We start from the raw sequence: 14,366 nt of genomic DNA, 5'->3' as shown, positions 1-14,366 counted from the left end.
AGCTGTTTGGATTCGATGAATCCACCTGCCGCACCCTGGCGCTGGAAGTGGGAATGCAGAACTCGGGTCTGGCGGCAACGCTGGGCAAGCTGTACTTCTCGCCGCTGGCGGCACTGCCTGGCGCGCTGTTCTCGGTCTGGCACAACCTGTCCGGTTCACTGCTGGCGGGTTACTGGTCCGGTAAGCCGATAAAGAAAAAATAGTATGGCAGGGGCGGCATTTTCGCCGCCCCTGTGGAATAACTGATGTCAGTTACATGATCAATTATTCATTATCCCGCTCATCATCCGGCTGTTCCAGTACGCTATACGCCACCGCACAGAACAGTGAATTCAGTCGCTTCATATCGCCCAGCAATCCCAGATGCAGTGAGCTGGTTTCGATACTCTGCACATTCTGCTGATGCAGTCGATCAACATGCGCATGGGAATAGCGGCGGTTGGTAATGCGGAAACGGTGTTTGCCGCGACGCAGACGCTTGGCGCTGGTGATATCACGTGATAAAAATACCGACAGTGCCAGCCGCAAATTACTCAACAGCTGTTCCTGCAACGCTTCCAGCTCTTTCACACCTTCCGGCGAAAACGCCCGGCGCGCGGCCAGCGATTTATCCGCTACGTCACCACTCATCCTTTCGATAATATCGCCCGCCTGCTCCAGGTTGAGCGCCATCTCGATAATTTCCGCCCAGCGTCGCGAATCCTCTTCCGCCAGATCCTCTTTTGGCATACGCGCCAGATAGAGTTTGATGGCGGTGTACAGCACATCAACATCGTCATCCAGCTTGCGAACTTCGCGCTCTTCACGCGGCGCACCATGCACCACGTTGTTGAAGCTGGCCATCATCTGCTCCAGCACATCGCCCATGCGCAGCGTCTCACGCGCGGCGTTGGCCAGCGCCAGTGCCGGGGTATCGAGCGCGCTGGTATCAAGATGTCGCGGTTTCAGCCGCAGGTCAGTTTCCGGGTCATCGCGGATCAGCCGTTCACAGAGTCTGGCCATCGGTGCCGCAAACGGTACCATCACCAGACAGCGAATCAGGTTGTAGAACACGTGGAAAAAGATCACCACCTCTTCATCATTCACCGGCAATTTATCCAGCCAGGTCGCCAGCACATGGATAAAGGGCAGCACCGCCAGACAGCCGATAAATTTGAATAGCAGACTGCCGAGCGCCACTCGCTTACCGGCCGCATTGGCCGCACTGTTATTCAACACCGCCAGCAGGCCACTCCCGAGGTTGGCACCCACTACCAGACAGAGCGCCACCTGGAAGGAGATCACACTGGTGGCCGTCAGCGTCGCGGTGATCAACACTGCGGCCAGGCTGGAGTAACTGATAATCGCGAATACCGCACCAATCAGCGCATCAAGAATAATATCGCCGGTCAGTGAGGAGAAAATGACCTGTACACCGGAGGCCTGAGTAATCGGCCTGGCCGCTTCAACAATCAGCTGTAATGCCAGCAGGATCAGCCCGAGACCAATGGCGACACGGCCTAATTGCCCGGCACGCGACTGTTTGCGGCCAAGGAAAAACACCACGCCAAAAAAGATAAACAGCGGCGACAGCCATGAAAGGTCAAACGTCAGCACGCGCGCCATTAGAGCAGTACCGACATCGGCACCGAGAATTACCACCAGCGCAGGCGTCAGTCCCATGAGCTGCTGAGCAACAAATGAAGTCACCAGCAAGGTCGTGGCATTGCTGCTCTGCACCAGCGCAGTGACGCCAATGCCGGCGAGAAACGCCATCGGTTTTTTTTCGATGCTGCGGCTCAGCACGCGGCGCAGGTCAGCACCGTAAACACGCATGATGCCGGTACGCACGATATGTGTGCCCCAGACCAGCAACGCGATAGCAGAGAGTAAATTAAGCAGGGTTAACAACGATATGTACTCCTTTCACGTCAGGCTTAAAACAACACGCGCTGCCTGCCTGACGCGAAAGAGCAGCGCATGAATGCACCCGCCGACCTTACGCCTGTTAGTGAATAGCATTATTTTTGCTTATTTATCATGCAACTTCGTACAAGGTCGTTATAGCTAATTGTAGACCAATCGACATAAAGATTGCCTGCGGTGAAAACTTTAACTCGGGCGGCGAGAACGCCGCCGGCGGTTAATCCGCGTCGTAACCGAGGTTTGGCGCCAGCCAGCGCTCGACTTCACTGACCGACATACCTTTACGCGCGGCATAATCTTCAATCTGATCGCGCTGCAACTGCGCTACCGCGAAATATTTACTGTCAGGATGGCTGAAGTACCAGCCGGACACCGCAGCACCCGGCCACATCGCGAAAGATTCCGTTAGTTGCATACCAGTATGGGTTTCAACATCCAGTAACTGCCAGATAGTGGCTTTTTCGGTATGCTCCGGGCAGGCCGGATATCCCGGTGCCGGGCGGATACCCTGGTAATTTTCGCGAATCAGCTCTTCGTTACTCAGATTTTCATTGGCGGCATAGCCCCAAATCACTTTGCGCACCCGCTCATGCAGATACTCGGCAAAAGCTTCCGCCAGACGGTCGGCCAGGGCTTTCACCATGATTTTATTGTAATCATCGTGCTGCGCATCAAAGGCTTCGGCCAGCGCGTCCTCCTCCAGCCCGCCGGTGACGGCAAAGGCACCAAGATAGTCCGCCTTACCGCTGGATTTTGGTGCGACAAAATCGGCCAGACAGTAATTGGCAAAGCCGGTTTTTTCAGTCTGCTGGCGTAAATGGCGGCTGACCTGAATCACCTGCGAACGGGCTTCATCCTGATAAATTTCAATATCATCGTCCACCCGGTTAGCCGGGAAGATGCCCACCACACCGCGTGGATTTAACGTTCCCTGTTGATGCAGCTGATCCAGCATAGCGTTGGCATCGGCAAACAGCCGTTTTGCCTCCTCGCCGACCACCTCATCCTCAAGAATGCGCGGATATTTGCCCGCCAGCGACCAGGTCATAAAGAAAGGCGTCCAGTCGATATAATTACGCAGCGTGTCAATGCTGGCTTCCACCGCACTGACCCCGAGTCGATGCGCCGCGGGTGGCGTGTAATTTCCCCAGTCAAACGCTAAATCATTGTCACGCGCCGCCTGCAAGGTGACCGGCGGGGTACGCGGTTTCTTACGGGCATGCTGAATACGCACGGTGTCGTACTCTTTGCGCGTGCGCGCCACGAAGTCGTCATATTGCGTCGCGGATAACAGCGCCGACACCACGCCCACGGTGCGTGAAGCATTCTGCACATACACCGTTGGGCCACTGTAATTCTGCTCAATTTTAACCGCGGTATGCGCTTTTGAGGTGGTGGCACCACCAATCAGCAGCGGCATCGTAAAGCCCTGACGCTCCATCTCTTTTGCGACGTTGACCATCTCGTCGAGCGACGGAGTAATCAGCCCGGACAGGCCAATAATATCGGCATTCACTTCGCGCGCGGTTTTCAGGATTTTCTCGCCTGGCACCATCACGCCGAGGTCGATAATTTCGTAGTTATTACACTGCAACACCACACCGACGATATTTTTACCGATGTCGTGCACGTCACCTTTGACCGTCGCCAGCACGATTTTGCCGTTGGTTTGCCCCTTCTCTTTACTGGCTTCGATATAAGGCTCGAGATAAGCCACCGCCTGCTTCATTACGCGCGCTGATTTCACCACCTGCGGCAGGAACATTTTACCTTCACCAAACAGGTCGCCGACCACATTCATGCCGGCCATCAGCGGCCCTTCAATCACCTCAATCGGACGTGAGGCATTCTGGCGCGCGGCTTCGGTATCGGCTTCAATAAATTCAGTAATACCTTTGACCAGCGAGTATTCCAGCCGTTTTTCCACTTCCCAGCTACGCCATTCCGCCAGCTGTTGGTGACTTTCATCGTCGGATTTACTGCCGCGATATTTCTCTGCCAGTTCCAGTAAACGCTCGGTACTGTCATCGCGACGGTTCAGCACCACATCTTCAACCGCGTCGCGCAGTTCGGCGGGCAGATCATCGTAGATTGCCAGCTGACCGGCATTGACGATCCCCATATCCAGGCCGTTACGAATGGCATACAGCAGGAATACCGCATGAATCGCCTCGCGTACCGGGTCATTGCCGCGGAATGAAAACGAGACATTGGAAACCCCGCCGGAAATCATCGCATGCGGCAGTTCGCGCTTAATATCCGCGCACGCGCCGATAAAGTCCTGCGCATAGTTATTATGTTCTTCGATGCCGGTGGCTACCGCGAAAATATTTGGATCAAAAATAATATCTTCCGGCGGGAATCCCACCTCTTCAGTGAGAATTTTGTAAGCACGGCGACAGATTTCAATTTTGCGCTCGCGGGTATCTGCCTGACCGACTTCATCAAACGCCATCACCACGACTGCTGCACCGTAGCGCCGCACCAGCCGTGCATGATGAATAAAGGTTTCAACGCCCTCTTTCATCGAAATGGAGTTAACAATGCCTTTACCCTGAATGCATTGCAGCCCTTTCTCGATCACCTCCCATTTCGAGGAGTCGATCATAATCGGCACTCGCGCAATATCAGGCTCACCGGCAATCAGATTGAGGAAACGCACCATCGCCGCTTCGGCGTCGAGCATCCCTTCGTCCATATTGATATCAATAATCTGCGCACCGCTTTGCACCTGCTGCAACGCCACTTCCAGCGCTTCGTTATATTTTTCTTCTTTAATCAGTCGCTTAAATTTAGCCGACCCGGTGACGTTAGTACGTTCACCGACGTTAACAAACAGCGACTCGGCGCTGATGTTTAGCGGTTCCAGACCAGAGAGACGGCAGGCCACCGGTATTTCCGGCAGCTGACGTGGTGGCACATTGGCAACCGCCGCAGCGATAGCGGCGATATGTTCCGGCGTAGTGCCGCAGCAACCGCCGACAATATTGAGAAATCCGGCCTGCGCCCATTCGCCAATCTGTTCGGCCATAATAGTGGCATCCAGATCGTACTCACCAAAAGCATTCGGCAAACCGGCGTTGGGATGGGCGGTCACATAGCACTCTGCCAGTCGCGACAGCTCAGCCACATACTGACGCAGCTCGTCAGGGCCGAGCGCGCAGTTCAGGCCAAACGACAAAGGTTGCGCATGGCGTAATGAGTTGTAAAACGCTTCGGTGGTCTGGCCGGAGAGCGTACGCCCGGAAGCATCAGTGATAGTGCCGGAAATCATCAGCGGCAGATCGACGCCCAGCGCTTCAAACTCGGTCTGCACCGCAAAGATGGCGGCTTTAGCATTCAGGGTGTCAAACACCGTTTCGATCATAATCAGATCGGAACCCCCTTCCACCAGCGCGCGGGTTGACTCGCGATAGGCTGCCACCAGTTGATCAAACGTGACGTTACGGAAGGCGGGATCGTTAACATCCGGGGAGATAGAACAGGTACGGTTGGTCGGACCCAGTACTCCGGCGACATAGCGCGGGCGATCCGGGGTTTTTGCCGTCCATTCATCGGCCGCTGCACGCGCCAGTTTAGCCGCCGCGAAGTTTATCTCCGCCGACAGCGACGCCATATGGTAATCCGCCATCGCGATGGTGGTGGAGTTAAAGGTGTTGGTTTCCAGAATATCGGCACCGGCTTGCAGATAGCCGTGATGAATGGCGCAGATAATGTCCGGCTGTGTGAGCACCAGTAAATCGTTATTGCCCTTCAAATCGCTTTGCCAGTCAGCAAAACGCGCGCCGCGAAAGTCGTCTTCTTCCAGCTTATAACTTTGGATCATGGTGCCCATGCCGCCATCCAGCACCATGATACGTTTCGCGAGCTGCTGATGCAGCGCTTCTGTTCTGTTACTCACACTCGCCTCGTCACCGTATTTTCGCTGGCTGATATGCCAGCAGGACATACTGGCACAACTTTTGACCAGGTAAAAGCAACGGCATATGAGACATTCTCAGCTGTAATGACCCACTGATCCGACCAGAATGTTGGTCGTTGCAATATTAGCCAATAGAACGAAAATGATTTCCATATAGTGAAAACCAGAGGAAGCCGATATGGCAACGCCCGTTCCGACCAAACGTGGTAAGAAACCCCGCAATGCCGCCGCACCAGCCGCACAACCCACCGGGCAGGTGCAATCCCTGACGCGTGGATTGAAGTTGCTGGAAGCTATCGCGGAATCCCATGGTAGCGTGGCGTTAACTGAACTGGCGCAGCAATCTGGCTTGCCTAACTCAACCACCCACCGTCTGCTGACCACCATGCAACAACTCGGTTTTGTGCGACAGGTGGGCGATCTCGGCTACTGGACCATCGGCGCACACGCCTTTGTGGTCGGCAGCAGTTTCCTGCAAAGCCGTAACCTGCTGGCGATGGTGCATCCGATGCTGCGCAAACTGATGGAGTCGTCCGGCGAAACCGTCAATCTGGCAGTGCTGGATTTAAGCGATCATCAGGCGGTGATTATTGATCAGGTGCAGTGCTCGCAGCTGATGCGCATGTCCGCCCCCATCGGCGGTAAGCTACCGATGCATGCATCGGGCGCGGGAAAAGCGTTTCTCGCTAATCTCAGCGAGCAGCAGGTCACTGACTTACTCCATCGCAAAGGGTTGCATCATTACACCCCGCATACGCTGATGTCACCGCAGAGTCTGAAAGAGAACCTGGCGCAGGTTCGTAAAGCAGGCTTTGCCTTTGATGATGAAGAGCATGCGCTGGGTCTGCGCTGCGTGGCATCCTGCATTTACGACGAGCATGGCGAGCCCTTTGCCGCCATCTCCATTTCCGGTCCGGTTTCCCGCATCACCGATGACCGCGTGACAGAAATCGGGGCGATGGTCATTAAAGCCGCGAAAGACGTTACCCGCGAATACGGTGGCGGGCGTTAAAACATCGCTATTCTGATCCGCTTCACACGGTGTTTTAACTGATTTTGTTTAGCTTGTTCAACATGCCGTCCATAAGACAGTCTGGTTAAGGGTTTTTTCACGCTTTAATCACAAGGACAAAACATGGAACGTTGCATACTCAGCTACAATGGCGAGCGCCGGGACCCGGTCAGTGGTGCCTCTCATCTCGGCAAGGGTTACCGGGCTTATACTCCGCAATTGCTGCGCTTTGCCAGTCCGGACAGCTTAAGCCCGTTTGGCGCGGGCGGGATTAACGCTTACGCTTATTGTGCTGGCGACCCGATCAACCGCGCCGATCCCAGTGGCCATTTTAGCTGGCAGGCCGGACTGGGTATCGGTTTAGGTGTGCTGGGATTACTGAGCGCAGCCTTTACCGGCGGCATGTCGCTGGTGGCAGAAGGGGGTCTTATGGCGGCACTGAACTCTGTCAGCACGATGTCACTGATCGCCGGCAGCGCGGGAATAGTGGCGGATAGCACCGGGATTGTCAGTATCGCGATATCCGCAACCCATCCCTCAGCGGCAAGTGTGTTGGGATGGGTTGCATTTGCGACGGGCATTATCAGTGGTATATCGGTACTGGGACCATTGATGAAAGCGAATCGCCAGATGCTTAGTGATACGGTGATTACTACTTTTGGCCGTTCAGAAAGAGACTTCAGACACCTTTCACAGTCTGGCGTGATTGCAGATTTTAACGGGCAACAAATGGAAGAAATTAATTTTACCTTTGTTGATTTATATAAAAAAGAGCAAACCAGACTGAATATCCATGGGCACGGTTTTATTCCGGCTGGCCGCAGTTCAGCCTTAATGCAAAGTGGCAAGGAATCGGTATTTACCCCCGAAGCGCTTGCCAAATATTTAAGGGAAAACAAAAGGGTCAATTTCAGAGATTATGATACTGCCCGACTGATTATGTGTCATTCAGCGGAGGGTATGGAGGATAGTTTTGCCGCTCGCTTCGCCAGGGAAACCAGACTTCCCACCAAAGGTTTCATTGGGACCGTTCAGGTTGAGACCCCGGTGCAAGGCTTCGTTAATTTAACCGACCGTGGAAATATGGGCGGGGCGGATCCGTGGACAGATATCGAGCTTAATGAAAATATTAACGCCTACAGGAATAATGTCTCGCTCTTCACCATGGTAAAACAGAATCATCGATCCTGGCGTAATTATCAGTCGGTGATATTCGATGCAAATGGCAATATGATTCCACGCGCTTAAGCCGTTAAAACGCGCTATTTAGCATATTATTGTCAGGCCAGCCGCGACTTCGCTGGCCTGCTGGTAATGTCATCCCGTTTATTCTCTGCGCGCCCATAAAGCTGACTAAAACGCTGGCGACGGCGATAGGCAAACACATCTTCAATATGACCTTCGCGAATCCGTTGTTGCAGCGCGCGCCAGTAATCAGCACGAAATAGCTCGCCATGCATCTCATCAAACAGGGCGGCGATAGCCGGATCGCAACACAGATAGTGACGGAACTCTGCCGGAAAGACATCTTCCGGAGAAACGCTGTACCAGGGTTCATGGCTTAGTTCATCTTCCGGATAACGGGGCGATGGAATATCGCGAAAATTCATTTCGCTCATATAACTGATTTCGTCGTAATCGTAAAACACCACACGTCCGTGACGCGTCACACCGAAGTTTTTAAACAGCATATCGCCAGGGAAAATATTCGCTGCCGCCAGCTGTTTTACCGCATTGCCATACTCTTCAATCGCATCATGACGTTGCTGAGCAGTGGCCTGCTCCAGCCAGATATTCAGTGGCGTCATACGGCGCTCCATATAGAGATGTTGAATAATCAGCATTTCGCCCTGTTGCTCTAGTTTTTCCGGCACTTCACGCTGTAACTCAGCCAGCAATTCGGCGCTAATGCGCGACTTCTCAATAGCAAAGTTTTCGAACTCCTGGGTATCGGCCATGCGACCCACGCGGTCATGCTCTTTAACCAGCTGATAGCACTGGCGTACTCTGGCTGGCGTCACCTCTTTTTGCGGTGCAAAGCGGTCTTTAATCACCTTAAATACCCGATCAAAACCCGGCAAGGTAAATACCAGCATCACTAAACCACGCACGCCTGGTGCAATGACAAATTGCTCATTGGTCGCCGCCATATAATGCAAAAACTCGCGGTAACTTTCGGTTTTGCCGTGCTTCTGGCAGCCAATCGCCATATACAACTCGGCGGTGGTTTTGCCCGGCAGAATTTCACGCAGCCACTCGATCAGTGCGGCAGGCAGGGGCGCATACACCATAAAATAGGAGCGGGCGAAGCCAAACACGATACTGGCCTCGCGTTTACGCGTCAGACAGGTATCGATAAACAATTCGCCCGCTTCACTGCGGTGAATCGGTAGTAAAAACGCATACACGCCTGATGGCAGACAGAGCTTTGCGACCAGCCAGGCCGCTTTGTTGCGATAAAACAGTTCATTGACCACTTTTAGCGATGCCTGCTCCAGCTGTTCCTTAGCAAAATTCTGCTGCACATGTGCAATGATATAGCCAACGTCCCGGTTAAGATCCTGCCAGGGTAAACGTAAAGGGAGATCGCTCAGCATTCGTTGCAACATCGGCAGCCAGCCCTGAGCCGCGCTGAACTCTTTTGCCAGCGGGCGCGGAATGGTGCGAAAGCGGCGTTCAGGCTGTGAACTAAAGATAAACAGCCGCTGCTCGCTCAGTGACTGATGATCAAACAAGCGGCAATAGACTGAGTTAAAGAAGCTTTCCGCAATTTCAAAGCGGGGATAATCGGGCAGCAGATCGGTGTAGATCGCTTTGATCCGCAGCAGAAAGTCCGCATCGTAATCCTCTTTGCCGGTGATGCAACGTAACTGCTCCACCACCAGGCCGACATGATGATCGTAGAGATGGATACGCGCTTTCATCGCTTGCTGTATCGACAGCCAGTCAGCCTGCTCAAAACGTTGCTGCGCCCCGGCGGTAATCTCCAGAAAGCGACCATATTGCGCGTCGAACCCCTGCAAAATGGTTTGTGCAATCAACTTTTCGATTTGTGGCATCGTGCACCCTCCAGCCGGGCGGCGAGAACGCCGCCCGACGTCACAGCGTTAATGGTTAAACTGCTGCTCTTCGGTTGACCCGGTCAGCGCGGTCACCGATGATGCGCCGCCCTGGATAATCGTGGTGACATTATCGAAATAGCCGGTCCCGACTTCCTGTTGATGCGAAGAGAAGGTGTAACCCTGTTTGATAGCGGCAAACTCCGGCTGCTGCACTTTCTCGACGTAGTGCCGCATCCCTTCTCCTTGCGCGTAAGCCTGCGCCAGGTCGAACATGTTGAACCACATGCTGTGAATGCCCGCCAGGGTGATGAACTGATATTTGTAACCCATCTCGGCCAGCGCCTGCTGGAACCGGGCGATGGTGCTGTCATCAAGATTCTTCTTCCAGTTGAAGGAAGGTGAGCAGTTGTAGGCCAGCAACTTGCCAGGAAACTGAGCATGAATGGCGTCGGCAAAGCGCTGTGCCAGCGCCAGATCGGGTGTGGAGGTTTCGCACCACAACATATCGGCATAGGGCGCGTAAGCCAGACCACGACTGATAGCCTGTTCCACGCCGGCGCGGGTGCGGAAAAAGCCCTCTTGCGTGCGTTCACCGGTGATAAATTCGCGGTCAATCTCATCACAATCGGAGGTGATCAGGTCGGCAGCATCGGCATCGGTACGGGCAATCAGTACTGTTGGTACATCCATCACATCAGCCGCTAAACGCGCCGCTACCAGTTTCTGGATCGCTTCCTGGGTCGGAACCAGCACTTTACCGCCCATATGACCGCACTTTTTCACCGAGGCCAGCTGATCCTCAAAGTGAACCCCGGCTGCGCCAGCGCTAATCATTGACTTCATCAGCTCAAAAGCATTCAGTACGCCGCCAAAGCCCGCTTCAGCGTCGGCAACAATCGGCAGAAAATAATCGATGTAACGCGCATCGCCCGGTTCGATATTGTTGGCCCACTGAATCTGATCGGCACGCTGGAAGCTGTTATTGATACGCTCTACCACTGACGGCACGGAATTCGCCGGATAGAGCGACTGGTCGGGATACATGCTGGCGGCCAGATTCGCATCGGCGGCGACCTGCCAGCCGGAAAGATAGACCGCCTCAATCCCCGCTTTCGCCTGCTGCAACGCCTGACCACCGGTCAGCGCACCCAGACTGTTGATATAGCCCTTCTTCGCGCCACCATTAAGCAGTGACCACAATTTTTCCGCTCCCTGCTGCGCCAGCGTACAGGCCGGATTAACCGAGCCGCGTAGTTTTACCACTTCCGCCGCACTGTACGGACGGGTGATGCCTTCCCAGCGTGCATTGCGCCAGTTTTGTTCTGTTTGCTGAATCTGTTGGGTACGTGAGGTCATAGCAGATACTCCTGTTTCTTAAGGAATAACGTTCAGGGGAGCAGGCGGTAACCTGGCAGGGTTAAAAACTCGACCAGTTCAGGTTCGGTCGTAATGCGCTCCATCAGGCGTGCGGCCTCATCAAATCGCCCCTGACAAAAACGCTGGTCACCCAACTCTTGCTGAATGACCTGCATCTCTTCCGCCAGCATCTTGCTGAATAAGCTCGCGTTCACTTGCTGGCCATCTTCCAGCGTCTTTTGATGATGTATCCATTGCCAGATTGAGGTACGCGAGATTTCTGCCGTTGCGGCATCTTCCATCAGGCCATAGATCGGCACACAGCCATTGCCGGAGATCCAGGCTTCGATGTACTGCACTGCCACACGAATATTGGCGCGCATTCCTGCTTCGGTGCGTTGCCCTTTACAGGGTTCCAGCAGCTGTTCGGCGGTGATCGGCGCGTCATTTTCACGCAATACCTCCAGCTGATTCGGTTTCTCACCCAACGCCTGGTTAAACACTGTCATAACGCTGTCGGCCAGCCCGGGATGAGCGATCCAGGTGCCGTCATGACCGTTATCGGCCTCACGCTGTTTATCAGCCCGCACTTTGTTCAGCACCCAGCTATTACGCTCACTCTCTTTGCTGGGAATAAAAGCCGCCATGCCACCCATGGCAAATGCACCGCGGCGGTGACAGGTTTTAATCAGCAGCCGTGAATAAGCATCAAGGAATCCCTGATCCATCGTGACCGACTGACGATCCGGTAATACGCGCTCCGGATAGTTTTTCAGGGTTTTGATATAGCTGAAGATATAATCCCAGCGGCCGCAGTTCAGTCCGACGATATGATCGCGCAGGTGATACAGGATCTCGTCCATCTGGAATACCGCTGGCAGCGTTTCAATTAATAGCGTGGCTTTAATCGTACCGCGCGGCAGATCGAAGCGATCTTCGGCATAACTGAATACCTCACTCCACCAGGCTGCTTCCTGGAAAGACTGGGTTTTCGGCAGATAGAAATAGGGGCCGCTGCCTTTTGCCAGCAGGGTATCGACGTTGTGGAAAAAGTAGAGTGCAAAATCGAACAGGCTGCCAGGAATCGCTTCACCGCGCCAGCTGACATGTTTCTCCGGCAGATGCAGGCCGCGTACCCGACATATCAGCACCGCCGGATTGGGCTTCAGCTGATAAATTTTGCCCGCTTCATTGCTGTAGCTAATGGTGCCATTAACCGCATCGCGCAGATTGATCTGCCCGGCGATCACTTTTTCCCATGACGGGGCCAGTGAATCTTCGAAATCTGCCATAAATACATTCACATTGGCATTCAGCGCATTGATCACCATTTTGCGTTCAACCGGGCCAGTGATCTCAACACGACGATCCTGTAAATCAGCCGGTATTCCGCGAATCTTCCAGCCACCGTTTTTAATGGAAGCCGTTTCCGAAATAAAATCCGGCAGCATACCGCTGTCGATTTTAGTCTGTGACAGCTTACGTTCAGCCAGTAGCTCGTTGCGCCGTGGTGTAAAACGCGTAACCAGTTCGCTGAGAAAATCGACGGCAGCATCGGTCAGAATCTGCTGTTCCGCTCTGCCAAAGGGCTGGCTGAATGCCAGTTCGGTGCTGATTGCTTGTTGTATCATATGCGCCCTCTCCTGTTTGATCCTCTGGCCGGCATTTCGATCAACTGGCCGATCTTTTTACTGGCGGTTTTTTAACCCGCAGGATCAAATCATAATCAGATAATTTATAAAATCAAAAACTATTTCCATTATTGATTTAAGATACATTTAACTGACTGATTATTAAGCAATTAAATTTTCAACAAGATAGGAACGGATTTTCATCAGTGTTTTAGAACAGAAATATTGCAGGAGAGGGGCATTTTTACAGGGGGAAAAGCGTTGAGAGATCTACAAGCAAAGGGCCGATGATACTCGGCCCGACACAGCTGATTATTCCAGAGTTGGATTCATATGACGCAGATCAAACGGCGTGATCTGGTAAACATAATAGTTCAGCCAGTTGGTAAACAGCAGATTACCGTGGCTGCGCCAGCTGGCACGCGGCGGCAGTTCAGGGTTGTTATCCGGGAAGTAATTAAACGGTACTTCCGGGTTTAACCCTGCCTCATAATCACGATGATATTCACCCGACAGCGTCAGCGCATCATATTCAGGATGGCCAGTGACAAACGCCAGACGCTTATCTTTACTGGCAAACAGGTAGGCTCCCGTCTGCTCAGACTCAGCAAAGATTTCCAGGTCAGTGTAATCACGCAGCAGTTGGGTTGGGAAATCCGCATAGCGCGAATGAGGAGCAAGGAAATTATCGTCAAAGCCACGCGTCAGAAGCGCATGTGGATGTAGAGTCTGATGTTCATATACTCCCGACAGTTTGGTTTCTCGCGTCTGTTTCGGGATGCCGTACAGAATATTTAATGCCGCCTGTACCGCCCAACAGACAAACAGTGTCGATGTGACATGCTCTTTTGCCCAGTGCAGTACCCGCTGGATCTGCGGCCAGTATGCCACATCATTAAAATCTACCAGGCCTAACGGCGCGCCAGTGACGATCAGTCCATCAAAATTATCATGCTGAATATCTTCAAAATTACAGTAGAAATTATTGAGGTGCTCGCTGGGGGTATTGCGCGACTCGCGGCTGTCGATGCGCAGCAACTGGATATCGATTTGCAGCGGTGAATTAGAAAGCAGGCGTAAAAACTGGTTCTCAGTCTCAATCTTTTTCGGCATCAGATTTAACACCAGCACCTTTAACGGACGGATTTCCTGAGTGCTTGCACGTGAAGATGCCATGACAAAGACATTCTCATTGCGCAAAAAACTCACGGCTGGTAATTCATCGGGTACCCTGATTGGCATAACCTGCTTTCCTCACACATACGTTTAAACGTTTAGACATCCAGATGCCTGAAGATAACGTTTCGTAATGCAAAAGTCGAGAGATGATCCGATAGTTGAAAATGTTTCACCTGTAATAGCGTGAAGTGATCTGTCAGGAGATTTTTCGGGGCTTTAAACGCAAAAAACCCTCAGCTCTCGCTGAGGGTTATCGCAATTTGATGCCTGGCAGTTCCCTACTCTCGCATGGGGAGACC

The 14,366-nt window shown here is 53.1% G+C and carries 8 protein-coding genes and 1 pseudogene; 3 read left to right on the top strand and 6 right to left on the bottom strand.

Annotation, left to right across the window (positions count from 1 at the left end; genetic code table 11):
• A pseudogene (locus tag NG42_RS23645) lies at window positions 1-203 on the top strand (bile acid:sodium symporter); the annotation flags it as partial.
• 61 nt (window positions 204-264) lie between these two features.
• On the opposite strand, the gene NG42_RS18590 reads toward NG42_RS23645, so the two are convergent.
• Window positions 265-1,890 (bottom strand): Na/Pi cotransporter family protein, encoded by a 1,626-nt coding sequence (locus NG42_RS18590; protein ID WP_052901995.1) that lies wholly within the window; start codon window positions 1,888-1,890, stop codon window positions 265-267.
• A gap of 232 nt (window positions 1,891-2,122) precedes the next feature.
• Entirely contained in the window at window positions 2,123-5,854 is a 3,732-nt protein-coding gene (gene metH / locus NG42_RS18585) for a methionine synthase (protein ID WP_420911320.1), read from the bottom strand.
• Window positions 5,855-6,005: 151 nt separating this feature from the next.
• Between metH and iclR the strand changes: the two genes are divergently transcribed.
• Both iclR and NG42_RS18575 read left to right on the top strand, forming a co-directional pair.
• Window positions 6,006-6,839, top strand: coding sequence for a glyoxylate bypass operon transcriptional repressor IclR (gene iclR / locus NG42_RS18580; protein WP_052901994.1), 834 nt, complete (start codon window positions 6,006-6,008; stop codon window positions 6,837-6,839).
• Window positions 6,840-6,962: 123 nt separating this feature from the next.
• Window positions 6,963-8,087: an RHS repeat-associated core domain-containing protein gene (locus NG42_RS18575; protein WP_053115928.1), complete on the top strand. Its 1,125-nt coding sequence runs from the start codon at window positions 6,963-6,965 to the stop codon at window positions 8,085-8,087.
• Window positions 8,088-8,119: 32 nt separating this feature from the next.
• Here the strand turns inward: NG42_RS18575 and aceK are convergent, their stop codons facing one another.
• The 4 genes from aceK to metA all read right to left on the bottom strand — a co-directional run bounded on the left by aceK (window position 8,120) and on the right by metA (window position 14,130).
• Window positions 8,120-9,898 (bottom strand): bifunctional isocitrate dehydrogenase kinase/phosphatase, encoded by a 1,779-nt coding sequence (aceK, locus tag NG42_RS18570; protein ID WP_052901992.1) that lies wholly within the window; start codon window positions 9,896-9,898, stop codon window positions 8,120-8,122.
• Between the two features lie 48 nt (window positions 9,899-9,946).
• A complete protein-coding gene (aceA, locus tag NG42_RS18565; protein ID WP_052901990.1) occupies window positions 9,947-11,257 on the bottom strand; it encodes an isocitrate lyase in 1,311 nt (436 codons plus the stop codon).
• 32 nt (window positions 11,258-11,289) lie between these two features.
• Window positions 11,290-12,888 (bottom strand): malate synthase A, encoded by a 1,599-nt coding sequence (aceB, locus tag NG42_RS18560; protein ID WP_052901988.1) that lies wholly within the window; start codon window positions 12,886-12,888, stop codon window positions 11,290-11,292.
• A 312-nt stretch (window positions 12,889-13,200) separates the two neighbouring features.
• Window positions 13,201-14,130 (bottom strand): homoserine O-acetyltransferase MetA, encoded by a 930-nt coding sequence (metA, locus tag NG42_RS18555; protein ID WP_052901986.1) that lies wholly within the window; start codon window positions 14,128-14,130, stop codon window positions 13,201-13,203.
• Window positions 14,131-14,366: the final 236 nt, after the last annotated feature.

The organism is Winslowiella iniecta, from assembly GCF_001267535.1.
Taxonomy (GTDB): domain Bacteria; phylum Pseudomonadota; class Gammaproteobacteria; order Enterobacterales; family Enterobacteriaceae; genus Erwinia; species Erwinia iniecta.
The sequence above is the reverse complement of the archived record's forward strand: the minus strand, read 5'-3'. Positions and strand labels throughout refer to the sequence as shown.